Source organism: Rhodococcus sp. NPDC060084, from assembly GCF_042730335.1.
In the GTDB taxonomy this organism is placed as follows: domain Bacteria; phylum Actinomycetota; class Actinomycetes; order Mycobacteriales; family Mycobacteriaceae; genus Rhodococcus.
In genome coordinates, this window is the sequence record NZ_JBHWWX010000011.1 from 96,988 (window position 1) to 121,613 (window position 24,626).

General features: G+C 68.6%; 20 protein-coding genes and 4 riboswitches. Of the genes, 9 read left to right on the forward strand and 11 right to left on the reverse strand.

Going from position 1 to position 24,626, the window contains the following annotated elements:
* Positions 1-4: 4 nt before the first annotated feature.
* From ACFWBU_RS09075 to cobN, 3 genes are all read right to left on the reverse strand, one after another.
* On the reverse strand, positions 5-1,090 hold the full coding sequence (locus tag ACFWBU_RS09075; protein ID WP_378528075.1) for an ABC transporter substrate-binding protein: 1,086 nt from the start codon (positions 1,088-1,090) through the stop codon (positions 5-7).
* Positions 1,091-1,101: 11 nt separating this feature from the next.
* Positions 1,102-1,289, reverse strand: a riboswitch (cobalamin riboswitch).
* A 52-nt stretch (positions 1,290-1,341) separates the two neighbouring features.
* Positions 1,342-2,145: a precorrin-6A synthase (deacetylating) gene (gene cobF, locus ACFWBU_RS09080; protein WP_378528076.1), complete on the reverse strand. Its 804-nt coding sequence runs from the start codon at positions 2,143-2,145 to the stop codon at positions 1,342-1,344.
* Positions 2,142-5,762, reverse strand: a complete 3,621-nt coding sequence (gene cobN, locus ACFWBU_RS09085) for a cobaltochelatase subunit CobN (RefSeq protein WP_378528077.1) — start codon at positions 5,760-5,762, stop codon at positions 2,142-2,144. The genes cobF and cobN overlap by 4 nt, the downstream gene beginning before the upstream one ends.
* 52 nt (positions 5,763-5,814) lie before the next feature.
* A riboswitch (cobalamin riboswitch) is annotated at positions 5,815-6,019 on the reverse strand.
* 27 nt (positions 6,020-6,046) lie between these two features.
* On the opposite strand from cobN, the gene ACFWBU_RS09090 reads away from it, so the two are divergent.
* The 3 genes from ACFWBU_RS09090 to ACFWBU_RS09100 are packed head-to-tail and all read left to right on the forward strand — an operon-like array spanning position 6,047 to position 9,312.
* Positions 6,047-7,120, forward strand: a complete 1,074-nt coding sequence (locus ACFWBU_RS09090) for a cobalamin biosynthesis protein CobG (protein ID WP_378528078.1) — start codon at positions 6,047-6,049, stop codon at positions 7,118-7,120.
* A gap of 12 nt (positions 7,121-7,132) precedes the next feature.
* Positions 7,133-7,783 carry a precorrin-8X methylmutase gene (locus tag ACFWBU_RS09095; protein ID WP_378528079.1) on the forward strand — a complete coding sequence of 217 codons (651 nt, stop codon included), beginning with the start codon at positions 7,133-7,135 and terminating at the stop codon, positions 7,781-7,783.
* Positions 7,780-9,312 carry a precorrin-2 C(20)-methyltransferase gene (locus ACFWBU_RS09100; protein WP_378528080.1) on the forward strand — a complete coding sequence of 511 codons (1,533 nt, stop codon included), beginning with the start codon at positions 7,780-7,782 and terminating at the stop codon, positions 9,310-9,312. Before ACFWBU_RS09095 ends, ACFWBU_RS09100 begins: the two co-directional genes overlap by 4 nt.
* A 6-nt stretch (positions 9,313-9,318) precedes the next feature.
* Here the strand turns inward: ACFWBU_RS09100 and ACFWBU_RS09105 are convergent, their stop codons facing one another.
* A complete protein-coding gene (locus ACFWBU_RS09105) occupies positions 9,319-10,074 on the reverse strand; it encodes a cobalt-precorrin-4/precorrin-4 C(11)-methyltransferase (RefSeq protein WP_378528081.1) in 756 nt (251 codons plus the stop codon).
* Positions 10,071-11,282 (reverse strand): precorrin-6y C5,15-methyltransferase (decarboxylating) subunit CbiE, encoded by a 1,212-nt coding sequence (gene cbiE, locus ACFWBU_RS09110; protein WP_378528082.1) that lies wholly within the window; start codon positions 11,280-11,282, stop codon positions 10,071-10,073. The genes ACFWBU_RS09105 and cbiE overlap by 4 nt, the downstream gene beginning before the upstream one ends.
* Before the next feature lie 41 nt (positions 11,283-11,323).
* Positions 11,324-11,519: riboswitch (cobalamin riboswitch) on the forward strand.
* Between the two features lie 37 nt (positions 11,520-11,556).
* Between cbiE and ACFWBU_RS09115 the strand changes: the two genes are divergently transcribed.
* Genes ACFWBU_RS09115 through ACFWBU_RS09130 form a run of 4 tightly spaced genes read left to right on the forward strand, consistent with a single transcriptional unit; the run spans position 11,557 to position 17,477 of the window.
* Positions 11,557-13,527, forward strand: coding sequence for a magnesium chelatase subunit D family protein (locus tag ACFWBU_RS09115; RefSeq protein ID WP_378528083.1), 1,971 nt, complete (start codon positions 11,557-11,559; stop codon positions 13,525-13,527).
* A complete protein-coding gene (gene cobO, locus ACFWBU_RS09120) occupies positions 13,527-14,141 on the forward strand; it encodes a cob(I)yrinic acid a,c-diamide adenosyltransferase (protein ID WP_296549390.1) in 615 nt (204 codons plus the stop codon). The genes ACFWBU_RS09115 and cobO overlap by 1 nt, the downstream gene beginning before the upstream one ends.
* A gap of 10 nt (positions 14,142-14,151) precedes the next feature.
* Positions 14,152-16,548, forward strand: coding sequence for a cobyrinate a,c-diamide synthase (locus ACFWBU_RS09125; protein WP_378528084.1), 2,397 nt, complete (start codon positions 14,152-14,154; stop codon positions 16,546-16,548).
* On the forward strand, positions 16,545-17,477 hold the full coding sequence (locus ACFWBU_RS09130; RefSeq protein WP_378528085.1) for a cobalamin biosynthesis protein: 933 nt from the start codon (positions 16,545-16,547) through the stop codon (positions 17,475-17,477). Before ACFWBU_RS09125 ends, ACFWBU_RS09130 begins: the two co-directional genes overlap by 4 nt.
* Before the next feature lie 128 nt (positions 17,478-17,605).
* On the opposite strand, the gene ACFWBU_RS09135 is transcribed toward ACFWBU_RS09130, so the two are convergent.
* From ACFWBU_RS09135 to ACFWBU_RS09145, 3 genes are read right to left on the reverse strand one after another with little or no spacing between them, the layout of a single operon-like run.
* Positions 17,606-18,349 (reverse strand): cobalt-precorrin-6A reductase, encoded by a 744-nt coding sequence (locus ACFWBU_RS09135; protein ID WP_378528086.1) that lies wholly within the window; start codon positions 18,347-18,349, stop codon positions 17,606-17,608.
* A complete protein-coding gene (locus tag ACFWBU_RS09140) occupies positions 18,346-19,845 on the reverse strand; it encodes a cobyric acid synthase (RefSeq protein WP_378528094.1) in 1,500 nt (499 codons plus the stop codon). Before ACFWBU_RS09140 ends, ACFWBU_RS09135 begins: the two co-directional genes overlap by 4 nt.
* Entirely contained in the window at positions 19,842-19,964 is a 123-nt protein-coding gene (locus ACFWBU_RS09145) for a hypothetical protein (protein ID WP_277351015.1), read from the reverse strand. The genes ACFWBU_RS09140 and ACFWBU_RS09145 overlap by 4 nt, the downstream gene beginning before the upstream one ends.
* Positions 19,965-20,023: 59 nt before the next feature.
* Positions 20,024-20,169, reverse strand: a riboswitch (cobalamin riboswitch).
* A 19-nt stretch (positions 20,170-20,188) separates the two neighbouring features.
* On the opposite strand from ACFWBU_RS09145, the gene ACFWBU_RS09150 reads away from it, so the two are divergent.
* On the forward strand, positions 20,189-20,734 hold the full coding sequence (locus ACFWBU_RS09150) for a histidine phosphatase family protein (RefSeq protein ID WP_169619058.1): 546 nt from the start codon (positions 20,189-20,191) through the stop codon (positions 20,732-20,734).
* Positions 20,735-20,738: 4 nt separating this feature from the next.
* On the opposite strand, the gene ACFWBU_RS09155 is transcribed toward ACFWBU_RS09150, so the two are convergent.
* From ACFWBU_RS09155 to ACFWBU_RS09165, 3 genes are all read right to left on the reverse strand, one after another.
* Positions 20,739-21,668: a cation diffusion facilitator family transporter gene (locus ACFWBU_RS09155; RefSeq protein ID WP_169619056.1), complete on the reverse strand. Its 930-nt coding sequence runs from the start codon at positions 21,666-21,668 to the stop codon at positions 20,739-20,741.
* 75 nt (positions 21,669-21,743) lie between these two features.
* The gene (locus ACFWBU_RS09160; RefSeq protein WP_169651388.1) at positions 21,744-22,886 is read right to left on the reverse strand and encodes an aromatic acid exporter family protein; all 1,143 of its coding nucleotides are present in this window, start codon (positions 22,884-22,886) and stop codon (positions 21,744-21,746) included.
* Positions 22,873-23,289, reverse strand: coding sequence for a DUF3151 domain-containing protein (locus ACFWBU_RS09165; RefSeq protein ID WP_169619051.1), 417 nt, complete (start codon positions 23,287-23,289; stop codon positions 22,873-22,875). Before ACFWBU_RS09165 ends, ACFWBU_RS09160 begins: the two co-directional genes overlap by 14 nt.
* Before the next feature lie 77 nt (positions 23,290-23,366).
* On the opposite strand from ACFWBU_RS09165, the gene ACFWBU_RS09170 reads away from it, so the two are divergent.
* Positions 23,367-24,584: a hypothetical protein gene (locus ACFWBU_RS09170; protein ID WP_378528087.1), complete on the forward strand. Its 1,218-nt coding sequence runs from the start codon at positions 23,367-23,369 to the stop codon at positions 24,582-24,584.
* Positions 24,585-24,626: the final 42 nt, after the last annotated feature.

Genomic DNA, 24,626 nt, shown 5'->3' on the forward strand with positions numbered 1-24,626 from the left:
GCCGTCACCGGTTGCCGAGGTTCCATTCCCGCACTGCGGCGGCGACCTTCTCGATCCCGTCGACCGTGCGGATGGACGGGTTCATGTCGGCGCCGTTGACCACGATGTAACGCTTGTTCTGCACCGCGGACAGTCGCTGTGTGACCGGATTCGACTCGAGGAACGCGATCTTGCTGTCGAGGGCGTCACCGTCGATGCTGCGGCGACTCAGATCCCCGAGCACCAGTGCGGTCGGGTCCCGGTCCAGGACCGACTCCCAGCTGACCTGCGGCCACTCGTTGGTCGTGTCGTCGAAGACGTTCTTCGCCCCGACGGAGTTCGTGATGATGCCCGACGAGCCACAGCAGCCCGCCACATAGGGCGTGTTGATATCGGCGAACCAGAACGCCAGCGAGACCTCCGACGCATCGACCTCACCAGCAGCGTTCTCGTATCGCTGCTCGAGTTCCGCGACGAACTCCTCGCCGCGATCCCGCACGTCGAAAATAGCTGCGAGCTCGCGGATCTCCTTGTAGACGGAGTCCATCGTGAGCGGTTCGGTGCGGTTGCCGTCGGCGTTGACACTCTCGTCGTTCTTGCCTTCACAATCGGTGGGCGACAGGTACGACGGCACCCCGAGCCGGTCGAACTGATCCCGGTCCGCGACACCGCCCTCGCCCAGCGTGCCGCCGAACGATGCCGACACGAAGTCGGGTTCGGTCTCGAGGACCACTTCGAACGACGGTTTGTTGTCGGCGAGACGCGGGACGGTCTCGTTCGCGGCTGCGAGGTTGTCGCGCAACGGGTCCGTCCACGTCGCGGTGCCGACCATCCGATCGGCGAGTCCGAGCGACAGCAGGATCTCCGTGGAGCCCTGGTTGAGCGAGACGGCCCGCTGCGGGGGCGCATCGATTGTGACGGAATAACCGCAATTGTCGATCGTCAGTGGGTAGTTCGTCGCGGACGACGAGACGTCGACGTCCTGTTCGGCGGCTCGCTCGGTGTCGTTCGTCGAACAGCCTGCGACCGCGAGGGTCGCGGCGAAGACTGCGATGCCTGTGCGCAGCAGCGTGTGCCGCCCCTGTCGGGCGGTGAATATCGAGTTGTTCATGTCCATCCTCGTGGTGTCACTTCGGTCCGCGCAGGTGTCCTGGCTCCCGGATCGACGCTCTCCCCCGGCCTTCCAACCGTGATGGGTCGTGGCCGTACGAGTGGGGGATCGCTCCTCGGTGACAGTTGCGGGACAGCCCCGGATTCGCACCGGTGTTCCCTACGTCGTCTCGAAGCGTACAAGACCATCGCGAACATGGATATAGCGGCGGGTCGGCGGAGAGGTTCACATCAGGAGGGACGGTGGTGGATTCACGCCCTGGACCGATGTGGTGAACGGTGACCGGCGGCGCGGCGAAGCAGATACGTATCCATTACCCAGCCTCGCGCGACTTTGGCCCGCGCCCGCGCCTTCTCGATCTCGGGAAGTACGTCGGAGAGGCGTCCGGCCACGAGTTCTTCGTCGGTCGTTCCCAGCTGTGCGCCCCACCAGATATCCCACGCACCTGGTAGTTCCGAGCACGCGAGCTGCCCATCGAGCATGACCACGATGTTCTCCGCTCCTCCGGCCACCTCCTCGGCGAGCCGCCGGCCCGTCGTGATGGTGATGGGGCCTCCGATCACGTTGAGCACCAGCCTGTGCCGTGCCGCGAGCACCTGCACACTGCTGACTCCCGGGATCACGTCGTAGTCGATGTCGAGGAGTCCACGACTGCGAATACGTTCGACGACACGGATAGTGCTGTCGTACAAACTCGGATCTCCCCACACGAGGAGCCCGACGGTCTCGCCGTCGAGAACCTGTTCGGCGAGCGCGATCTCGTAGGCTTCGGCGCGTGCGGCGTGCCAGTCGCGCACCTCGGCGCCGTATGCCTCGGGTGTCCGGTCGCGCGGCGGATCGGGCACCGCGATCACGCGATAGTCCCGCGTGCTGTGACGGCGGCAGATCTCCTGCCGCACAGCGACGAGATCACCTGTACCCGCACGTCCGGCTTCGGCCTCCTTGTCGGCGACAAGGAACACGTCGACGCTGTTCAACGCGTGTACGGCGGTCACCGTCAGGTCGTCGGGCCCACCCGGGCCGATACCGATGAGCCGCAGCCGCCGGACGGTCACCCGCGGTCCTCGAGGTCACCTTCTGCGTCGAGGTACGCCTGCTGCAGCGCCTGCATCGTGTCGGGATCCGGCTCGGCCCACAGACCACGGTCGGCGGCCTCGGTGAGTCGCTCGACGATCCCGCGCAACGCCCACGGGTTCGCCTCGCGGAGGAATTGCTGATTCTCGGGATCGAGAGCGTATGTCTGCGCGAGGGTTTCGTACATCCAGTCCTGCACGACACCGGCCGTGGCGTCGTACCCGAAGAGGTAGTCGACGGTCGCGGCGAGTTCGAAGGCGCCCTTGTAACCGTGGCGGCGCATCGCCGTGATCCAGCGCGGATTGACCACGCGGGCACGGAACACTCTCGCGGTCTCCTCGGCGAGCGACCGGGTGCGCACCGCGTCGGGGGTGGTGGAGTCTCCGATGTAAGCCTTCGGGTCGTTGCCGGTGAGTGCGCGTACCGTCGCGACCATGCCCCCGTGATACTGGAAGTAGTCGTCGGAGTCGGCGATGTCGTGTTCGCGGGTGTCGGTGTTCTTCGCCGCCACCGCGATACGTCGATAGTTGGCGCGCATGTCCTCGGCGGCGGGTACGCCGTGCAGGCCGCGACCGTAGGCGAAGCCACCCCACGCGGTATACACCTCGGCGAGATCCGCATCGGTGCGCCAGTTCCCGGAGTCGATGAGTTGCAGGATCCCCGCACCGTACGACCCGGGCTTGGAACCGAAGATCCGCCGCACCGCGCGGTCGGCGTCGCCGTGCTCGGCTTCGTCCCGTTCGGCGTGGGCGCGTATGTAGTTCATCTCGAGAGGTTCGTCGAGTGCGGCGACCATGCGGATCGCGTCGTCGAGCATTCCGATGACGTGCGGGAACGCATCGCGGAAGAACCCGGAGATCCGGACGGTGACGTCGATGCGTGGCCGGCCGAGCTCTTCGAGCCCGACCACGATCAACTCCCGGACACGCCGGGACTCGGGGTCCCATTCGGGACGCACACCGATCAGCGCGAGGACTTCGGCGATGTCGTCGCCGGCGGTCCGCATCGCCGAGGTCCCCCACACCGACAGTCCTACCGACTGCGGGTACTCACCGGTGTCCGCGACATACCTGTCGACCAGGGCATTCGCGAGTGCCACGCCGGTGTCGTAGGCGAGTCGGCTCGGGACCGCCTTGGGATCGACGGTGTAGAAGTTGCGGCCGGTGGGCAGCACGTTGACCAGGCCCCGCAGCGGCGATCCGGAGGGCCCGGCGGGGATGTAGCCGCCGCCGAGAGCATGTAGCACCGCATCGAGTTCGTCGGTGGTCCGCGCCAGGCGCGGCACCACTTGCTCAGCAGCGAATTCCAGCACTCGTGCGACCTCGTCGTCGGCGCGACCGAGTACGGATTCGACTGTGGCTGCGCCAGATCCGCAAGTCCAGCTGCGGTCTTCCATTGCTCGGACAAGCGCACGGGCCTGGGACTCGACCGCGTCGACCTCGGTGAGCGGCCCGTCGGGCTTCAAACCCAATGCGGTGCGAAGCCCGGGCACCGCGTGCGATTTCCCTCCCCACACCTGGGCTGCGCGCAGGATGGACAGCACCAGGTTCACGCGCGCGTCCCCCTCGGGGGCGCCACCGAGCACATGCAGGCCGTCGCGGATCTGCGCGTCCTTCACCTCGCACAGCCAGCCGTCGACGTGCAGGAGGAAGTCGTCGAACTCTGCGTCGTGCGGGCGATCGTCGAGGCCCAGGTCGTGGTCGAGTTTCGCGGCCTGGATCAGCGTCCAGATCTGTGCGCGGATCGCGGGCAGCTTCGCCGGGTCCATCGCCGCGATGTTGGAGTACTCGTCGAGCAGCTGCTCCAAACGCGCGATGTCACCGTAGGATTCGGCGCGGGCCATCGGTGGGATCAAGTGGTCCACGATGGTGGCGTGTGCGCGACGCTTGGCCTGCGCTCCCTCGCCGGGATCGTTGACGAGAAACGGGTAGATCAGCGGCATGTTGCCGATCGCGGCGTCCGTCGCACACGACGCGGACAGTCCCGCATTCTTGCCCGGCAGCCACTCCATCGAACCGTGCTTGCCGAGGTGCACGACGGCGTCGGCGCCGAATCCGTTCTCCACCCACCGGTACGCCGCCAGGTAGTGGTGCGACGGCGCCATGTCCGGATCGTGATAGATCGCGACGGGGTTCTCACCGAATCCGCGGGGCGGCTGGATCATCAGCACCACGTTGCCGGCCTGCAACGTCGCGAGGACCACGGCCTTGTCGTCGCCGTCGCCGTCGACGAACAAGGAGCCGGGGGCCTCGCCCCAGGTTTCCGCCATCGCATCGGTCAGTTCCGCGGGCAGATTCTTCGTCCACTCGCGGTACCGAGCGGTGGTGACGCGCACCGGGTTACCGGACAACTGTTCGGCGGTGAGCCATTCCTCGTCCTGCCCACCCGCATCGATGAGCGCGTGGATCAGGGCGTTTCCGGCTTCTGCGTCGTCGTCGAGGTCCATGCCGGGGAAGCCGTCGCCCAGGTCGTACCCCTGCGCGCGCATGGCTCGCAGTAGCCGGATCGCCGATACCGGGGTGTCCAGGCCTACGGCGTTGCCGACCCGGGAGTGCTTCGTCGGATATGCCGACAGCATGAGCGCGATGCGTCGCCGGTGTGGGGGTACATGCCGTAACCGGGCATGCGCCACCGCGATACCCGCGACCCTGCGGCAACGCTCGGGATCGGTGACGTAGCGCGGTAATCCGTCGACGTCTAGTTCCTTGAACGAGAACGGCACCGTGATGATGCGGCCGTCGAACTCCGGAACCGCGATCTGGGTGGCCGAATCCAGCGGGGACACACCGTCGTCCGAGTCGGCCCAGCTGTCGCGGCTCCAGGTCAGGCACAGCGCCTGGAGGATCGGGATGTCGAGCGCGGCCAGCGCCGCAACGTCCCACGCCTCGTCCTCGCCACCGGCGCTCACTGTCGCGGGTTTGGTGCCACCCGCGGCGAGGACCGTGACGACCAGGGCATCGAGGGTGCCGAGTTCGCGCAGAAGATCATCCGGGGCACCGCGCAACGACGCACAGTGGATTGCGACGCCGCGCGCCTTGCCGGTCGCGTCGATCGCATCGGCGAGATCGTGTGCGAATTGGACGTTTCCGCTGGTGTGGTGCGCGCGGTAGAACAACACGCCGACTCGCGGGGGCGCCGCGTCAGGGGTTGCGCGACGGTCGAGAATGCCCCATTCGGGCAGCTCGAGCGGGGGTTCGAAACCTTCACCGCCGAGGAGCACCGTGTCGGACAGGAACGCGTGCAGTTGAGCGAGGTTCGCCGGACCGCCGTAGGCGAGGTAGCGGTGGGCCTCTGCGGCGGTACCGATCGGCACCGTGGAGTAGCCCATCAGTTCCGCGTCCGGGGTCTGTTCGCCGCCCAGAACCACGACGGGAACCCCCTGGGCGAGAACCAGGTCCAGCCCGGTCTGCCAGGACCGGGCAGATCCGAGGATCCGCACGACGACCAGGCCGGTTCCGGCCAGCAGGGCAGGGAGCGCTCGGGGATCCTCGCCGGTCAGGTCGAGCCGGGACGGGTTGCCGACCACCCAATCGACGCCGCTCGAACGTGCCGACAGCAAGTCGGTGTCCGACGTCGACAACAGCGCGAGCCGCGTCACAACGCAACCCCAAGCAGCACAACAGAAGCCATGTTCAGTCTCCAAAACCCTCGTGGACCTCGCGTGCCGTGGCCGGTCTCCTGGCTGACGGATCGACGCTGCTCGGCCGACCTTCCCGGAGCTGGCTCCAGTGGTCTCCGCACCGGCGGACCGGTACGGACGAGGGCGAACAACTACCCGCTCACAGTGGCGAGGGCCGCGTCGGTTTTTCACCGACTTCCCGAGCACCACGGCAAGCCGAGAGTAGCGCACAGTTTTCTCCGCGTGTGCAACCATGTGCGCTCATGGCCGATCTTCCTCCCGAAACCTTCGCACCGGATCGGTGCCCCGGGGTGCTGCGTCCGCATGTCGCAGCCGACGGTGCGCTGGTGCGACTGCGTGCACCGGGCGGCCGGGTTCCGGACGACGGTGTGCAGCGGTTGTCGGTGGCGTCCGGGCAGTTCGCGGACGGCGACCTCCACCTCACGTCACGCGGAAACGTGCAGATCAGAGGAATTTCCGTCGACGAAGGCGGGGACGTTCCGGAAGGACTCGTGCAGGCTGTCTCCGGTGCCGGTTTCCTGCCGTCGGCGTCCCACGAAAGGGTGCGGAACATCGTCGCGTCGCCGTTGTCCGGACGGTTCGGCGGGCTCGCCGACATCCGGCCGCTCATCGGTGCGCTCGACGAGGCACTGTGCCGGGAACCTGCGCTCACCGACCTGCCCGGCAGGTTCCTGTTCGGTCTCGACGACGGCCGCGGCGATGTTGCCGGTCTACGGTGCGACCTCGCCGCGGTCGCGGTCGATGCCCGCAACGCACGACTCACCGTCGGAGATCTGTCCGGTCCGACGCTGCCGCTGCCGGACGTGGTCGACGCCATGATCGCGACAGCACTGCGGTTCGTCGAGGTACGGGCGACGCGGTGGCACGTGCGGCAACTTCCCGGGGCAGGACGCGAAATCGGCGGTGTGTCAACCGTTCCCCCGACACCACCTGTCGTGATGCCGTACGGGGTCCTCGGTACGGCGGTATCGGCGCTGGTTCCGCTGGGGATACTCACCCCGCCGATGGTCGCCGCGCTGCCGGCCCGAGGCGTGATCGTCACACCGTGGCGTGGACTCGTCCTTCCCGGTGACAGCGATCCGGCCGCGCTGGCCGCCGCCGGGTTCGTGCTCGACGACGATTCGCCGTGGAGACGGGTCACCGCGTGTACGGGGGCACCCGGGTGTAACCTCGCCGGTGGAAACACCCGAGCACTCGCACACCGCGTCGCTGCGTCACCCCTCCCGGACCGCGCTGTGCATGTCGTCGGCTGCGAACGCTCTTGCGGCGCACCGCACTCCCCTCACTCCCTCGTCTTCGCCTGCAGTCCGCCGTAACAGGAGCCAGCCGTGATCGAATCCCCACCACCCCGTCGGTACGAGTACGAAACCGACGGTACCGAGATCTACGTACGCTCGTTCGCGACGATCCGGGCGGAGTCCGATCTCGCCGCGATTCCCGCGGACGCGGAGAAGGTCGCGGTACGGATGATCCACGCCAGTGGGCAGACCGACCTCGCCCGAGATCTGGTGATCCATCCCGGTCTGGTCTCGGCTGCCCGTCGGGCACTCGACGCCGGGGCGCCTGTTCTCACCGACGCGAACATGGTTGCCTCCGGCGTCACCCGCACCCGCCTGCCCGCCGACAACGAGGTGCTGTGCCTGTTGCGTGATCCGCGGGTCCCGGGTCTCGCCGAACGCTGGGGTACCACCCGGTCGGCGGCGGCGGTGTCGCTGTGGGCCGACCGGCTCGACGGCGCCGTCGTCGCGATCGGCAACGCTCCCACCGCTCTGTTCCACCTGTTGGAGATGCTCGACGCCGGCGCGCCCCGCCCCGCCGCGATCGTCGGGGTGCCGGTCGGTTTCATCGGTGCCGCCGAATCCAAGGAGGCCCTGATCGAACACGGTCTGCAGATCCCGCACCTGGCGGTCCGGGGACGACGCGGCGGCTCGGCGATGGCATCGTCCGCCCTCAACGCACTGGCTCAGGAAGCGGAATGACCACTACAGCACTCACTCCCGGCAGAATCTTCGGCGTAGGCCTGGGCCCCGGCGATCCCGAACTCATCACGCGCAAGGCAGCGCGACTGGTCGGCGACGCCGATGTGGTCGCCTACTACTCGGGAACACACGGCCGGTCGATCGCGCGTGCGATCGCGGCCGACCTCATCCCGGACAGTGCGCTCGAGGAACGTCTGGTGTACCCGGTGACCACCGGCACCGTCGACCACCCGGGCGGATACGACGGCGCGATCGCCGACTTTTACGACGAGTCGGCGGCCCGATTGGCGGTGCACCTCGATGCGGGCCGGACCGTGGTGGTGCTGTGCGAGGGCGACCCGTTGTTCTACGGCTCCTACATGTACCTCCACGATCGACTCGCGACCCGCTACGACGCCGAGGTGGTGCCGGGAGTGACGTCGTTCTCCGCAGCGGCGGCCGCGGCGGCGGAACCGCTGGTGCGACGTACCGATGTCCTGACGATTCTGCCGGGAACGTTGCCGGAACCGGAATTGGCACGTCGGCTCGCCGACACCGACGGCGCCGTGATCATGAAGCTGGGCCGCACCTTTCCCGCAGTCCGCAACGCGCTCGCGCAGTCGGGCCGGCTCGCAGATGCCGTATATGTCGAGCGCGCGTCGATGGACGGTCAGCGGATCGCACCCGTTGCCGATGTCGATCCGGCCGACGTGCCGTACTTCTCGGTGATCTTGGCACCCGGCGACCGGGCGCCGCGAAACGCCGGCATCGCGGACCGGTCCCGTCCGGCGGTCGACACGAGATCGGAACCTGTGTGCGCCCACGAGGTTCTGGTGATCGGTTTGGGTCCCGCCGGCGAGAAGTGGCTGACGCCGGAAGCGTCCGATGCGCTCGCATCCGTGGACCATGTCGTCGGATACGGGCCGTACGTGGACCGGGTACCGGTTCGTGCGGGCCTGCAACGACATTCGACCGGCAACACCGTGGAGATCGACCGCGCACGGTTCGCTCTCGATCTCGCGCTGGCCGGAGAGAAGGTTGCCGTGGTCTCCGGTGGGGACGCGGGTATCTTCGGCATGGCGTCGGCGGTGTTCGAGGCCGCTCGCGACGACAAATACGAGTCCGTGCCGATCCGGGTACTTCCGGGTGTATCCGCCGTGCAGGCGGTCGCGGCCCGCGCCGGTGCACCGATCGGAGCGGATTTCGCGGTGATGAGCCTGTCCGACCGGCTCAAGCCGTGGGAGGTGATCGAACGACGTCTCGTCGCTGTCGCCGAGGCCGACCTCGTGCTGGGCATCTACAACCCGGCGTCTCGCTCACGCACGACGCAGGTCGCCGACGCGAAGGCCGTACTGCTGCGGCACCGCCCGGGCGACACCGTCGTCGTGGTGGGGCGCGACGTGGGCCGCTCCGGAGAATCGCTCGATGTCACCACGCTCGAGAAACTCGACCCGGCGAGCATCGACATGAAGTGCCTGCTCATCATCGGCGCTGCGGGAACCACGGTGACGGCAGCCGGGGCGGTGTGGACCGCACGATCGGTTCGGTGACGACCGCTATACGTGGCGAGGGCGCGCCGGGTCGTAGAGATGCGAACATGCCACGTCGGACTGCTCCCGGACACCGAGCGCCCTCCCCACGAGAATCACCGCGGTGTGCTTCAGCCCGGCCTGCTCGACCCGGTCCGCGATGTCCGCGAGCGTGCCGCGGAGCACCAACTCGTCGGGGCGTGACGCGAAGGCCACAACGGCAGCCGGACAGTCGGTTCCGTACTCCGCACTCAGCTCCTCCGCGAGAACCCGCACCCTGGTGATCGCCAGGTGTAGAACCAGACTGGCGCGCAGACCCGCGACACGTGCGAGGGTCTCGGTGTCGGGCATCGCGGTCGACCGCGCCTGCGTACGAGTGAGCACCACGGTCTGCGCCAGTTCCGGCACCGTCAGTTCCGCACCGAGGGTGGCCGCTGCCGCCGCATACGCGGGCACGCCCGGCGTGACGTCCCACGGCACTCCGGCCGCGTCGAGCCGCCGGGTCTGCTCGGTGAGCGCCGAGTACAGCGACGGATCGCCCGAACACAACCGCACCGCGTCGACGCCGCGCCGGTGTGCATCGACGAGATGCCCGGTGATGCGATCGAGGTCCAGATGCTGCGTGTCCACGAGTTCGGCATCGTCGGCGCAGTGCGCGAGGATCTCGTCGTCGAGGTAGGTGCCCGCGTACAGCACCACCGGCGCGTGCCGCAGCAGCTCGGCCGCACGCAGCGTCAGCAGATCGGCTGCGCCGGGCCCGGATCCTACGAAATGGACTGTCATTTTCCACCTTTCACAACGGACCACTGCACCACCGGGCGCAGTGATTGCCACCCGGTGAATGTTCCTATGGGCGCGGCCTGTTCGACTGACAACCGGGTCAGCTCCCCGCCGTACGTCTTCCACCACTCCACGAGCACGGCCTCGGTCTCGAGGGTCACGGAGTGCGCCACGAGGCGACCACCTTCGCGCAGCGCGTTCCAGCACGCGTCGAGCACTCCGGCTCGACTACCACCGCCACCGACGAAGATCGCGTCCGGTGTCTCGAGTCCCGACAACGCCTCCGGTGCCCCACCGAGCAGCACACGCACCGAGGTCGGTACCCCGAGCCGCGAGGCGTTGCGCTGAACCGTCTCCGCGCGGGACGGGTTCCGTTCGAGCGCGATCGTCCGGCAACTCGGATCTGTACGCGCCCATTCGATTCCCACCGATCCGGCACCGGCTCCGACGTCCCACAACAATTGTCCGGGTTTCGGCGCGAGCGCGCAGACCGCTGCGACCCGGATGGGTCGTTTGCTGAGCTGACCGTCGTGTTCGAAACACTCGTCGGGAAGTCCCGGGACGGTCGAATTGCCCTCGGCTCCTGCACATTCGATGCACAGAAGACTCAGGTCGTCGCCCGGCACACCGACGAACTCCCGCGCCGTGCCCACCCGGCGCGACTCGTCGGCCTCGCTACCGAGATTCGACAGGATCGTCACCCGCGCGGCACCGAATCCTTCGTCGACGAGCAGGCGCGCAACCACGTCGAGACTCGATGCATCCGAGGTCAGCACGATCAGCCGTCGATCACGAGACAGGTACCGGCGCAACGTGTCGACGTTCCGGCCGACGAGAGTGACGGTCTCGCAGTTCTCCGCAGCCCAGCCCATCCGGGCACGGGCCAGGGCGACCGACGATACCGCCGGAATCACGTGCACCGCGTCTCGGCCGAGCCTGCGGATCAAGGTCGATCCGATTCCGGACACCAGCGGATCACCCGACGCTAGCGCAACGATCGACCGCCCGGCATGGCGGGCGAGCACGTCGTCGAGACCCGCGAGCAGCGGGGACGGCCACGGCTCGCGGGTCGCACCGGAGTCCGGCACCGATGCGAGATGCCGTCGCCCGCCGAGCAGGACGTCGGCGCGCAGAACGTGTGCCCGCCCGGCCGGCGCGACGCCGGCCCAGCCGTCGGCGCCGATGCCGACCACGGTGATCGAAGAACCCATGGCGGTGAACCATAGTGCAGGGCGGTGTGGATACACTCGGCCACGGCAAGACAATCGAAGGTGCCCCTCACGGGGATAATCGGGAAGCCGGTGAGAATCCGGCACAGGCCCGCTGCGGTGACCCGGGAGTCGTCGATCATGCGCATACGCGCAGCCACTGGACCATCGGTCCGGGAAGGCGATCGCACGACGTCCGACCGGGAAGTCCGAATACCGGCCTTCGATTCAGCTGCCGAAGAGTACGTCCCAGCGGGAGCCTGTGGAGGGTCGAGTAGTGCACGTGTATCCGTTCAGCGCCGTCGTCGGTTCAGACGATCTGGCGCTCGCCCTGACGCTGTGCGCGGTGTCGCCGGAGATCGGCGGCGTGCTCGTGCGCGGCGAGAAGGGCACCGCGAAATCGACGATGGTCCGGGCGCAGGCAGCACTGTTGCCGCTGGTCGACGAAGTCGAGGGTTGCCGCTTCGCGTGTGACCCCCGTTCCCCCGACCCGGCCTGCCCCGACGGGCCGCACCCGGCGGACGCGCCCGTACGGCGTCGCCCGGCGCGCCTCGTCGAACTGCCCGTGGGCGCCACCGAGGACCGCGTTACGGGGTCGCTGCACCTGCAGAAAGCGTTGTCCGCGGGTGCTGCGGAATACGAACCCGGCCTGCTCGCGCTCGCGCATCGCGGCGTGCTGTACGTCGACGAAGTGAACCTCCTGCACGACCATCTCGTCGACCTGTTGCTCGATGCTGCTGCGATGGGGCGTTCGACGGTCGAGCGGGACGGGGTGTCCGTCACCCACGCCGCCCGATTCGTGCTGGTCGGCACCATGAATCCCGAGGAAGGCGAACTGCGACCGCAACTGCTGGACCGGTTCGGCTTGACGGTCGACGTGGCAGCGCCGCGTGATCCGCAGTTGCGTGCCGAGATCGTCCGCCGGCGCCTGGCTTTCGACGCCGACCCCGCCGGGTTCACGGCGCAGTGGGCCGACGCCGAAGCCGCGTTGTCCGAGCGCATCGTCCATGCCCGTCACAGGATGCGGCAGGTACGTCTCGGCGATGCTGCGCTCGTCGCGATCGCGGAGGTGTGTGCCGCGTTCGATGTCGACGGCATGCGTGCCGACCTGGTGACCGCGAAAACTGCCGTGGCGCACGCAGCCTGGGAAGGTCGCGGTGAGGTGACCCGCGAGGACATCGCGGTCGCGGCGAAACTCGCGCTGCCGCACCGCCGCCGCCGCACTCCCTTCGACTCGCCGGGGATGGACGAGGATCTGCTCGACGAACTACTCGGCAACACCGCGCTCGACGAAGATCCCGACGGCGGGGCGGACGACGGTGGCCCTGATGACGACGGTGGTCCCGACGGTGGCGGTGCGCCGGATCCGTCCGGTCCGTCGGACGGCGACGCGAATTGTGCTTCGCCCGAGACGAAGTGGGGGCGAAAGTCCGCCCCCGCACCCACCGCGGTGTCCACCCCCGGCGATCCGTACCGCACCCGGCTGTTCACCGCGAACCGCACCGGGCGCGGCGCGCCGGGTCGGCGTTCGAGGGCACGCACCACCACCGGCCGCACGGTCGGTGAGCGTCGCGGCGATACCGGCCCGATCCATCTCCCCGCGACGATCCGCGCGAATGCCCGCTACCCTTCGGCCGGGCCGGAAGCTGTGCCGGGCGGGCTTCGGGAACTGCGACGCAAGGTGATCGAGGGTCGCGAGGGAAACCTGGTGCTGCTGTGCGTCGACGCCTCCGGGTCGATGGCCGCGAAACAGCGTATGACCCAGGTGAAGACCGCGATCCTGTCGTTGCTGCTCGACGCGTACCGCCGTCGCGACACCGTCGGCCTGGTCATCTTCCGGGGTTCCGCCGCGAGTCTCGCTCTCCCTCCCACCAGTTCGGTCGACGTGGCCGCCGCACGGCTTCGCGACCTTCCCGCCGGGGGACGCACACCGCTCGCGGAGGGGTTGATCGAATCCGCCGAGACCGTTCGGCGGCACCGGTTGCGCGACCCGGATCGGCGCGCGCTGCTCGTCGTCGTCACCGACGGTCGCGCGACGTCCGGCGAGAATGCCGTGAACAGGTCCCTCGCGGCGGCAGAGGTGATTGCAGCACAGGGAATCTCCGCGGTAGTCGTCGACTCCGAAACGGGCCGGTTCCGCATGGGACTGGCGGGGCGGCTCGCCGAGCGACTCGGAGCCGAATACGTGCATGTCGGCGATGTACACGCCGACGCACTCACCGGAATCGTTCGAGGAAGGGCCGCCTGATGCCGAAGGGACAACCCGACATCGTGCCCGACGACGGGCTCACCACCCGCCAGCGGCGCAACCGTCCACTGCTCATGGTCAACACCGGTGACGGCAAAGGGAAGTCGACGGCTGCATTCGGGCTTGCCCTGCGCGGCTGGAACCAGGGCTGGTCGGTCGCCGTGTTCCAGTTCGTCAAGTCTGCCAAGTGGCGACTCGGTGAGCAGACCGCGTTCGAAACCCTCGGCGAATTGCACACCGAGCGTGGCGCGGGCGGTCCGATCGAATGGCACAAAATGGGCTCGGGCTGGTCGTGGTCGCGCAAGGAGGGCAGCGACGAGGACCATGCCGCCGATGCGCTCGCAGGGTGGCGCGAGATCCGGCGACGTCTGGCCGCGGAGCAGCACGGACTGTATGTGCTCGACGAGTTCACCTACCCGATCAACTGGGGCTGGATCGACATCGACGAGGTCGTCGACACCCTCTCCCACCGCACCGGGCACCAGCACGTCATGATCACGGGACGTCGCGCCGACCCGAAACTGCTCGACATCGCCGACCTCGTCACGGAGATGACGAAGATCAAGCACCCCATGGACGCGGGCCAGAAGGGCCAGCGGGGAATCGAGTGGTGAGAGCAAACCAGTGGTAGCCCTTCCCCGCCTCGTCGTCGCCGCGCCGGCCTCCGGGCACGGTAAGACCACCGTGTCCGCAGGGCTGATGGCGGCCCTGCGGCGCACCGGAATGGTGGTCTCGGGACACAAGATCGGCCCCGACTACATCGACCCCGGTTACCACGCACTGGCGACGGGACGCCCCGGCCGCAACCTCGATCCGCATCTCGTCGGCGAAGATCTCGTGGCACCGCTGCTCCTGCACGGTGCTGCGGGCGCCGACATCGCGGTGGTCGAGGGCGTCATGGGGTTGTACGACGGAATGCTCGGCACCGACGGTTACGCGTCGACCTCACACGTCGCGTCGTTGCTGACCGCGCCGGTGATCCTCGTCGTCGACGTGTCGCACGCATCGCGGTCGATCGCGGCGATCGTGCACGGCATGGCGTCGTACGACCGCGGGACCCGCATCGCGGGGGTGATCTTGAACAAGGCCGGCTCCCAGCGTCATTCGGACGAGGTGATCGCGGCGCTGGAGCCCACCGGCATCCCGGTGCTCGGGGTACTGCACCGCGACGACGGAATCTCGGCTCCCTCCCGGCACCTGGGCCTGATCCCCGCCGACGAGCGCGCGGAGGCGGCCGGGCAACTCGATCGGCTCGCCGACCGGATCGCGGAATACATCGACCTTGCCGAACTCGTGCGGATCGCGCGGACGGCACCGGATGTGCACGGCCGGTCGTGGGAGCCCGGCGAGTCGGTGTCCCGCGGCACGTCGGTGTCCCACGGCGAGGCCGGTCCGGTCGTCGCGATTGCGGGGGGCCGCGCCTTCACCTTCCGCTACACCGAAACCGAAGAACTGCTGCGGGCCGCCGGATGCTGCACCGTCACCTTCGATCCCTTGCGCGACGAGAAGCTTCCGGACGGCACCACCGGAATCTATCTGGGTGGCGGATTCCCGGAGGTCCACGCCGCGGATCTCTCCGCGAACGCGCCTCTGCGTGAACATCTCCGGTCTGCGATCACCGCCGGTGTACCGACCGTCGCCGAATGCGCCGGTCTGCTGTACCTGTGCCGCGACGTCGACGGCGCCGAGATGGTCGGTGCGCTCGATACGTCCGCGCGGATGACCTCCCGACTGACCCTGGGCTACCGCACCGCGATCGCCACGACCGACAGCCTGCTGGCCACCGCCGGCACCCGCGTCACCGGACACGAGTTCCATCGCACCGTCGTCGAGCCCGGCACTGCCCCCGGCTGGTTGCTCAACGGGCGGCCCGACGGTGTCGCGACTGCCACGCTGCACGGCTCCTACCTGCACACCCACTGGGCGGGTCACCCGCAACTCGCGCAGCGGTTCGTCGAGGCTGCCCGCGTCGCGACACCTGTGCCGGCACCGCCGCCGCGACCTCGCCTGCGCGCCCCCGACCTGCACCACCACGGCGATCGCGAAGCAACCCCGGGACTTGTCGACCTCGCCGTCAACGTCTCGACACGGCCTCGTCCCGCGTGGCTGGACGATGCACTGCGCGCGTCCCTCGAGGATCTGGACCGCTACCCGGACCCGGGGGCCGCCCGGTCCGCGCTCGCCGACCGGCACGGCCGAACCGTCGACGAGGTACTGCCCACCGCGGGCGGTGCCGAAGCCTTCACTCTCATCGCACGTGCACGGACATGGCGTGCCCCGGTGGTCGTGCATCCGCAGTTCACCGAGCCGGAGGCGGCCCTCGCCGCGGCCGGGCACGACGTGCGGCGGGTGATCCTGCGCGCCGGCGACGGCTTCGTCCTCGATCCCCGTGCCGTGCCCGACGATGCGGATCTCGTCGTGGTCGGCAACCCCACGAACCCGACGTCGGTACTGCACCCCGCCGGGACGTTGCGGGCACTGCTCCGGCCGGGACGTGTCGTGGTGGTCGACGAAGCTTTCATGGACGCTGTTGCCGGAGAGCCAGAGTCGATTGTGGGCGAGCGGCATTCCGGTTTGCTGGTGATCCGTTCGCTGACGAAAACCTGGGCGATTCCCGGCATCCGGGCGGGGTATGTCGTCGGAGCCTCCGACGTGATTGCGGATCTCGCGGCGCAGCAACCTCCGTGGTCGGTGTCGACCCCTGCCGCGGCGGCGATGATCGCGTGCGCGTCGGCACGCGCCACGTCGGAGGCCGAGACGATCGCGCGGGAGGTCGCCGCCGACCGAGCCGCACTCGTGGAGGCGCTGGGCGATGTGGGCCTGACGGTGTCCGGCGCTCCCGCCGGGCCGTTCGTGCTGGTACCCGTGCCCACCGATACTCGGGAGCAGTTGCGCGCGAAGGGCTTCGCCGTGCGTCGCGGCGACACGTTCCCCGGGCTCGGCGAGCAGTGGGTGCGGATCGCCGTACGCGACCGCGCCACCACCGCCGCACTGCTCGATGCGTGGAGATCGATCCGATGAGGGCAGCAGGGCTGGTGCTGGGGTACCTCGCCGACCAGGTTTTCGGTGATCCGCGGCGGTGGCATCCCGTGAGCGGGTTCGGAAAGGTCGCGCGGTCGGTCGAACGCAAAATGTATGCCGACAACCGCAGCGCCGGAGTCGCATTCACGATGGTGCTCGTCGGCTCCACCGGGCTACTGGGCTGGACGGCCGACCGGGTGACCCGCTCGCGCCCTCTGCTCAACACCGCGGTCGTCGCCGTCGCCACGTGGGTGGTGCTCGGGGGCCGATCCCTCGGTGCCGAGGCGGGCGCCCTGGACGACCAGTTGAGCCGCGGCGACCTCGCCGCGGCACGGGTGCAGGTGACGCATCTCGTCGGCCGCGACCCCTCCCAGCTCGACGCTGACGACATCGCCCGCGCGACAATCGAATCCGTCGCCGAGAACACCTCGGACGCCGTCGTGGCACCGCTCGTGTGGGGAGCGGTTCTCGGTCCTGCCGGGCTGCTCGGCTATCGCGCCGCGAACACGCTGGACGCCCGGGTCGGGCACCGCACTCCCCGCCTGGAACGATTCGGGTGGGCATCGGCGCGGTTCGACGATGTACTCAACCTCGTCCCGGCTCGGCTGACCGCACTGCTGGCCGCGGCGCTGGGCGGGCGTCCCGTCGCGGCACTCCGAGCATGGCGGCGCGACGCGCACAAGCATCCGAGTCCGAACGCGGGTCCCGTCGAGGCGGCTTTTGCCGGGGCGCTCGGAATCAGGCTCGGGGGAGCGAACGTCTATCACGGGGTCGTCGAGGATCGCGGGACCCTGGGCGACGGCCCGGCACCCGTCCCGGCGGATATCGCGAGAACCGCGCGTCTCGCAGCACGGGTAGGTGCGGGAGCACTCGTCTCGACCGTTGCACCGGCCGTCGCCGTGCGGGTCGCGGTGCGCAGACGTCGTTGACGGTCGCGGCCGGAACTCGTCCCACGGGACGTTCCGGGCAGCGGCATTGCGCAGCGGTGCACGCCACGGCAACAGGCCCACGCACCCGACGCGAGCCACGCCGCGGAAGGGGAGGAAAGTCTGGGAACTCAGATCCGAGAGACCGCCGGTTCGAGGACCCAAGCGACCGCGTCGCCCACGGTCGCCACGGTGCGCACGCCGGGCGGCCCCACGGGCCGGTTCACCATGATCACCCGCACGCCGAGGTCAGCAGCAGCGTCGAGCTTCGCTCGCGTGAGATCGCCCCCGGAATCCTTGGTGACCAGCGTATCCACGTCGTATTCCCGCATCAGCGTGCGTTCACTGTCGAAGGTGTAGGGGCCGCGGGCGTGCACCACTGTCCAGCCGGGAGGGAACTCGCCGTCGAGCGGGTCGACGATCCGCACCACCACCCGGTGCTTCCCGAGCGGTTCGACGAAACGATCGAGCGTCTGACGGCCCGTAGTCAGAAAGACACCGGATCCACCGGCCGCGACTCGAGCGGCCTCGTCGTGGCAAGCCACCCGGATCCATCCACCGGTGTCGTCGGTCCATCCCGGACGCTGCAAGCGCACCAACGGGATTCTCGCGGCGCGGCAGGCTTCGGTCGCGTTGGCGCTGATGCCCTCCGCGAAAGGATGGGTCGCGTCGACGACCGCGTCGACACCGTGGGTACGCAGGTACACGTGGAGTCCGGCGACGCCGCCGAACCCGCCGATACGCACTGCTCCGACCGGCAGGCGTGGGTTGCGCACTCGCCCGGCGAGCGAGGACACGACATCGACTTCGTTGTCGCACAACAGTTGTGCGAGTGCACGCGCCTCGCCGGTGCCGCCGAGGACCAGCACGGTCATGCCAATGCTCCCGTCAGGGTCGGCAGTGTGGGACGGTCCCCCATCATCGAGAGCAGCACGTCGACGTCGATGTGCTCATCGATCATGTCGGCGAGGAGGTCGAGCCGCGCCTCGCGTTGTGCGGTGAAATTCACTGTGCCGGTGTGAACCTCGCGGCCGGCCGCGCAGGCAACCTCGTGTAACCACGCCGCGCGCAGTGCGTCGCCCTCCAGGGTGCCGTGCCACATGGTGCCGAACACGTTGCCTCGCCGGGCACCACCGAGGAACTCGTCGTCGCCACCGGCACAGATGCGTCCGTGATGGATCTCGTAGCCTGCCGCCTCTGCTCCGAGCGCCGAGCCAGCCGGTAGCCGCAGCACTTTACAGCGGCCGAATTCCGTGCTCGCAGCGAGTAGTCCGAGTCCTCGGGCGCGCGCACCCGGCGTTCCTTCGATGCCGTGCGGGTCGACGATGTCATCGCCCAGCATCTGGAATCCCCCGCAGATGCCGAGGACGGAGCCGCCCCGCTGCGCATGGTCCACGATGGCCCTGTCGAGGCCACGCGCACGCAGCCAGGCAAGATCGGCGAGTGTCGCGCGAGTACCGGGCACGATCACGACATCCGCGCCCGCGAGCGTGCGCGGATCGTCGACGAACCGCACTCGTACATCCGGTTCGAGACACAAGGCGTCGACATCGGTGAAATTACTGATGCGCGGCAACATCACGACAGCGATGGTGAGCGCACCGTCACCGGGGTGGCTCGGACGCGATGTCAATGCGAGGGAATCCTCGGAGTCCAGCCACAGATCGCGCTGCCACGGCAGCACCCCGAGTACCGGGCGCCCGGTCAGTGCCGACAACGAGTCCAGGCCCGGTTTCAGCAGAGCGACATCGCCGCGGAACTTGTTGATCACGAAGCCGCGTACCAGCTGCTGATCGGCGGCGTCGAGAAGCGCGAGCGTGCCGTACATCGACGCGAAGACCCCACCGCGGTCGATGTCACCGACGAGAATCGTCGGAAGCGAGCCGTGTTGCGCCAGACCCATATTGACGTAATCGTGCGCACGGAGATTGATCTCGGCGGCACTGCCCGCGCCCTCGCACACGACCACGTCGAACCGGGCGCGGAGGTCGTCCAGTGCCGAGAATGCCGCTTCGGCGAGGTGCTGACGGCCACCCGCGAATTCACCAGCTTCGAGAGTTCCCGCCGGTTGTCCCAGCACCACTACGTGGCTGCGACGGTCGCTGCCGGGTTTGAGGAGTACCGGATTCATGGCCGGTTCCGGAGTCACGCGGGCGGCGATCGCCTGAACCCATTGCGCACGGCCGATTTCGACACCCGCACCGGTGTCGGGGTCGATCGTGACCATGGAGTTGTTGGACATGTTCTGCGCCTTGTACGGCGCGACCGTCAGACCGCGCCGCGATAGTGCGCGACAGATCCCGGCGGTGACCACCGACTTTCCGGCGTCCGAGGTCGTCCCGGCAACCAGCAGACCGCACGCCGTGCTCACCACGCCGTGACCACGAGGCGGCGCGGCGCGCGCTCGGTCAGGAACGTGAAAGCCCGTCCGAGTGCCGTCCGGAACGTGACCACGATGATCGCGGCGACCGCACGAGAACGCGAGTTCAACCTGTCACCCGGGCATGGGTAAGAACAACCACGGCAACCTCCTGGGATTTCGCGTCCCATCCGAAAGCCATGCGCCGAGGGAGTTTTCTGGCTTCCGAAAGAGGTAATGCTCTCGGTTACAGTGGCGCGACCGCTCCGGTATCCCACCGGATTGCCTACACCTCGGCACATGCGTACCGGGGTACCTTGGCATCACCGACACATCCTGTCAAGAGTGCGCGAGAATGGCTCTCGTGCCCCGCCTGTTTCTGATCTCCCATGCGTCCACCGAGGCGCAACGCGTCGTTGCCTTTCCCAGCGACGAGCCCGTCTCCGACCGAGGACGACGGGAACTGACGAGGGCAACTGCGCCGGTCACCGACCGCGCACTCACTGCGCCGGAACTACGGACAATCGAAACGGCGGCAGCACTGGGCCTGTCCGCAGCCGTGGAACCACTACTACGCGACCTGGATTTCGGGCGGTGGACCGGCAGGACGATGGAAGAGGTCCCCGAATCGGGTCTCGCTGTATGGCTCGGCGATCCGGAATCCGCCCCGCACGGAGGAGAGTCCATCCACGACCTGATCGTGCGTGCGGGCACCTGGCTCACGTCACTGATGGATTCGCCGGAACGCATCGTCGCGGTGACGCACGCCGCTGTGGTGCGGGCAGCGACGCTGTGCGCGCTCGGTGCGCCCGCGTCGGCGTTCTGGCGCGTCGATGTCCGTCCCCTCGCTGTAACCCGCCTCGACGGGAGGGACGGTCGCTGGAACCTGCGGTTGGGATGAATCGCTACCAGGTCACGTCCTGCTCGCAACGCCGGCCGTCGACCGTTCCCTCGACCTGCACGGTCGCGTGCTCGAGGCCGTGCGACGACAAGGTGGTGCGCGCCGAATCGAGGATCCACTGGGGATCGTGGTCGCTCACGAGGTGCACAGTCGCGACGTCCATGCCGGTGGTCAGCGTCCACACATGCAGGTCGTGTACTCCGCACACCCCCGGCAGCGCCGCGAGATCCAGGCGCAGCGCCTCGACATCGAGGTGGGCGGGCGAGGCCTGGGTGAGGATCCGCAGCGATGCCGCCGCGAGACGCAACGCGCGAGGGATCACCCACAGGGAAATCAGGACGCCGACGACGACGTCGGCGAGGGTCCACCCGAACACGAGTACCAGACCTCCCGCGACGAGAACGCCGACGCTGCCGACCGTATCGGCGAGCACCTCCGTGTAGGCGCCGCGCACGGCGAGGCTGTCCTCGACATCGGTGCGCAGCATCGCCATCACGACGAGGTTCGCGATGAGACCTGCCAGCGCGGTGAGGATCATCGGCAGTCCCGGCACTTCGGGCGAGTCGCCGATACGGCCGATCGCCTCGTAGAAGACCCAGCCCGCAACGCCGAGCAGCAGGACGGCGTTGACCATCGCGGTGAGTACCTCGGCACGGTGCCACCCGAAGGTGCGGGCCGCAGCGGCGCTCCCCCGGCGCGCGAGCACCAGCGCGACCAGCCCCATCGCGACACCGACGACGTCGGTGAGCATGTGCCCCGCATCGGCGAGCAGTGCGAGCGACCCGATCCACAGTCCGACACCGGCCTCGAGCACGAGGAAGGCCAGCAGGATGCCGAGTGCGATCGCCATCCGCTTGATGATCGTCGGAGACGGCCCTGCGCTGCCGCCGTGTCCGTGGCCTACGCCGTGTGAATGTCCGTGACCGGAGCCCATGGCCCTCCTTCCGGGGTCCCGGCCATCGTATGCATGAATGCGCATGTATTCAACGGCTAGGTCCACCGGGGTGAGTCAGGACTCCGGTTCGTAGGCGGGCCGCTCGACAGTAGGAGGCAACGTCGCGATCGCCGAGATGCGTTTGAGCCCGGCTACCTGCAACAAGTCGACGAGCAACGAGCGCATCTGCGCGAAGACCACCGTCGCCGACACACCCGCTCCCTCGACGAGGTCGGGGCTCATCCTCTTCGCCACACGGCGCAGCACTCTCGCGGCCGCGGCTTGGTCGGGCTGGTCCCCCGGCTCCGCGAGGACCATCTCGCGGAGCACGTCGACCGCGTCTGCCAGTTGGTCGAACTGCGAGACCAGCCGGGGATCGAGGATCTCGTCGTCGCGCACGAGGGTGAGCGACCGCCGGGCGAGCACCCGAACGTTGCGCATCGCATGGTCGATCGGGTCTGCCGCGGCCGTCAGCACCGCGAGGCGCTTCCGGCTGTTCCAATACAACGGCGAAATCCGGCTGATTTCCCGGCCACCCTTGATATGCGTCCGCATCGCATCGATGGCCTGCTGGGTCGCGCGGGCCTGTCGAAGCGCCTCCTCGATCGGCTTCGGATTGTTTTCGACCAGTCCGGCTTCTACTTTGCGCAGAACATCCGCGGCGGTCCCGAGAATCTCGGCGGCGTTGCGACGCGCGCGGCGCACCGGGTGGGTGGGGACCAGTGCAACTACCGCGATCCCCACCAGACCCCCCACGAGCGCGTCGACCATTCGATCGAACCCGCCTGCTTCACCGGGCGGGAGGAGCGTCGCGACCAGCACGGCCGAGTTGCCCGCCTGGATCGCAAAGATCGGGCCGCTGTTGAGCGCGACCGCGGTGGCCATCGCCATGGCGACGACCAGCGCGATCTGCCAGGGCCCGGATCCGATGAGCGAGACGATCAGGTCACCGACACCGATCCCCACGGTGACACCGCACACCAATTCGACGCTGCGGCGCAGCCGTGCGCCGAGAGACAAGCCGAGCGACACCACCGCCGCGATCGGCGCGAAGAAGGGTGTCCCGTGGTGGATGACGTCCTTGGCCACCCACCACGCCAGACCCGCGGCGAGAGCGCACTGCACGATCGGCAGCGCGGAAGACCGCAGGCGTTGCCCGGACGACTTCAGGCGCTCACGCGCACCGGCGCGAGAGGGGAAGCGCCTACTCGACGCCAAGTGCTTCCGCCGCGCGGGGATCGCAGTCCTCGAGAAGATCGAGGCAGCGTGCGTGCTCGTCCGTCTCCCCGATCTCCTTCGCGGCCGTGGCGAGAGCGGCGACGCACCGCAGGAAGCCGCGGTTCTGTTCGTGGCTGTAGGGAACGGGACCGTAACCCTTCCATCCGTTCCGGCGGAGTTGGTCGAGACCACGGTGGTAACCGGTGCGGGCGTACGCGTAGGCGGCAATGGTGTCGCCGCGTTCGTGTGCGGCTTCCGCCAGATATGCCCATGCGATCGAGGCAGTGGGGTGCTCGGCCGCGACCTTCGCCGGGTCCTCACCGTTGAGCAGCGCCGACTCCGCCTCGTCGTCGCCGGGAAGGAGGGTGGGCTGGGGTCCGAGAAGATCACCGAATGACGTCATGGGCCCATTCTGCCCGTCTCACCTCCGCGGTCGATAGGCTGCCCGGGAAACCCATCCGTCGAACGAGGTGCAGGCGCGTGCCCGATCCGAACAACGAAGACCCCACCGACCAGAAACCGACCGACAAGCCGGCGTCCGCCGACGCCGGATCCGCGACCACACACGACAATTCCTCGACGCGTCGCGGCGACACCGTCGACGGATCAACCGAGCCCAGCACGACCCCCGAGGCCGAGACCGCCGAGGTGCCCACGTCCGAGAAGGCAGGGGCGGACGACTCGGCAGCGGCAGACGACACGGCAGTGGCAGAGGACACGGCAGCGGCAGCGGCAGAGGACACGGCAGCGGCGGACGAGCCGACAGTCCCCGAAAAGCCCACGCCGGCCGAGAAGCCGTCGGCCGTCGAGGAAACACCGCCCGTCGACAAAGCCCCCGCCGCGCAGATCCCGGCCGCCGAGGAAACCCCAGCCGTCGAGGAAACCCCGACCGCAGAGCAGACGCCTTCGACCGAGCACGCGCCTCCCGCCGAGCAAAAGTCTCCCGCCGTGCACAAGCCGGCTGTCGAAGACCCGCCGACCGAGCGGTTCTCCCAGGTTGTACCGGAGGGTGGCCGCGCGCCGGGCGCCGGCGACGTCGAGAAACCCTCGCGGCCGGCACCGGATCCCGCGACGGCACCGGATCCCGCGACGGCACCCGACGCGGCGGATGCCCCCACGGTGCAGATCCCGGTCACCTCACACATCCCGAAGCCGCCTCCGGCGCGCATTCCGCCCCGACGCGCTCAGCCACAGCCTGTGCGTCCCGAACCGGCACCCGTCGAACTGCAGCCCTCCCCGACGCGCATTCCTCCGTCCCAGGACAACGAGCGCAGGCGCAGGAGGATCGCTGCCGGCATCGGGGTGATCGTTCTCGTGGCGGTGGTGGCAGCCGTCGCGCTCGCCGTCTTCCTGCAGAACCGTTCGGACAACAGTCCCGAGAGCCGTATCCGGGCGAGCATCGGTACGTTCGTGCAGGGCCTTGCCGACGGGGATCTCGAGACGCTGCGCGCGTCCACCTGCGGGTCGCTCGCCGACTTCTATTCGTCGGTCGATCCGGTGGAGTTCGACAGCATCCACGACCTCGCGGTGCAGGAGGGCTCGATCCCGGTGGTGACGAGCGTCGACCGCATCCAGATCACGGACAGCACAGCCATCGCCCAGGTCACCGCGCACACGACGCGCAGCCCGGCGGATGTCACCGACCGCACCTTCGATCTCGCGCTCGTCGGCGACGAGTGGAAGGTCTGCAGCGAGTAATCCCGGGTACAACGCGAACGGGGCGCCGACAGAGTGTCGGCG